Genomic DNA, 1,136 nt, shown 5'->3' on the forward strand with positions numbered 1-1,136 from the left:
CGACGACATCCGCATCAGCTAGCGTGGTCTTGCCCTTGACGGCAGCGGCGGCGCGCATGAAGGCGGTGGCATAGAGCGGGCCAGCCGACGCACCGACCGCGTTGAGGAACGATTTAGCCGCCATGTTGAGAAGCGCGGTCGGCTTGGTCGCCGCCAGGTCGAGTGGCGCCAGCGCGTCGCGCACTGCGTTGAAGCCGAGCGCCATGGCGATGCCGTGATCGGCGTCGCCGATGACGCCGTCGAGCTGGCAGAGCCGGTCCTTGTCGGCTTCGATCGCCACCGCGATCGCATCGAACATTCTCTTCAGGTCAGCGCTATCGATGCTCACGGGTCGCTCCTCAGCCGGCGCGGAACATGGCGCAGTCGCACGGATGGTCGAGCATGGTCTGCAACTCGCCATCGAGATGGAACAGCGTCACCGAGGCGCCGGCCATTTCGAGCGACGTGCAGTAATTGCCGACCCAGGTCGCATGGATGGAAACGCCGATGTCGTCGAGACGCTGCTTGACGCGACGGTTCATGATGTAGAGCTCCATCAACGGTGTCGAGCCCAGCGAATTGACCAGCACCGCGACCTTGTCGCCACGCGAAGGCGCCATCTCGGCGAGGATCTTGTCCAGCATCTCGTCGGTGATCTCGTCGGCGGTCCCGAGCTTGCCGCGCGCGATGCCCGGCTCGCCATGGATGCCCATGCCGATCTCCATCTCGTCGGCGCCGATCTCGAAATTCGGCCGCCGGGTCTGCGGCAGCGAGCAGGGCGACAGCGCCACGCCCATGGTGAAGGTGTGATCGTTGGCCTTGCGCGCGATGCGCTCGCATTCGTCGAAGGAGAGCATGCGATCACAGGCCGCGCCGGCCGCTTTGAAGACGAAGAAATTGCCGGCGACGCCGCGGCGCTTCTGCCGCTGGTCGCGCGGTGCCGAGGCGACATCGTCGGTGGTCAGCACCGTGCGCACCTCGATATCGTCCATGGCGGCCAATTCGGCCGCCATGTCGAAATTCATCACGTCCCCGGCATAGTTGCCGTACGTGAACAGGACGCCGGCGCCGCCGTGCGCCGCCTTGGCGCATTCACGGATGGGATCGGGGGGCGGCGAGGCAAAGACATTGCCGATCGCCGCCACCCGATCCCATCC

Annotated in this window: 2 protein-coding genes; both read right to left on the reverse strand. The window is 65.8% G+C overall.

Annotation, left to right across the window (positions count from 1 at the left end; translation table 11 throughout):
• On the reverse strand, positions 1–328 hold a 328-nt coding region (locus tag FJ980_RS33235; RefSeq protein ID WP_181181413.1), incomplete at its 3' end, for a DAK2 domain-containing protein.
• A 10-nt stretch (positions 329–338) separates the two neighbouring features.
• A partial coding sequence (locus FJ980_RS33240; RefSeq protein WP_140547625.1) for a dihydroxyacetone kinase subunit DhaK occupies positions 339–1,136 on the reverse strand: 798 nt, incomplete at its 5' end.

Source organism: Mesorhizobium sp. B1-1-5 (assembly GCF_006443065.1).
Classification (GTDB): Bacteria; Pseudomonadota; Alphaproteobacteria; order Rhizobiales; family Rhizobiaceae; genus Mesorhizobium.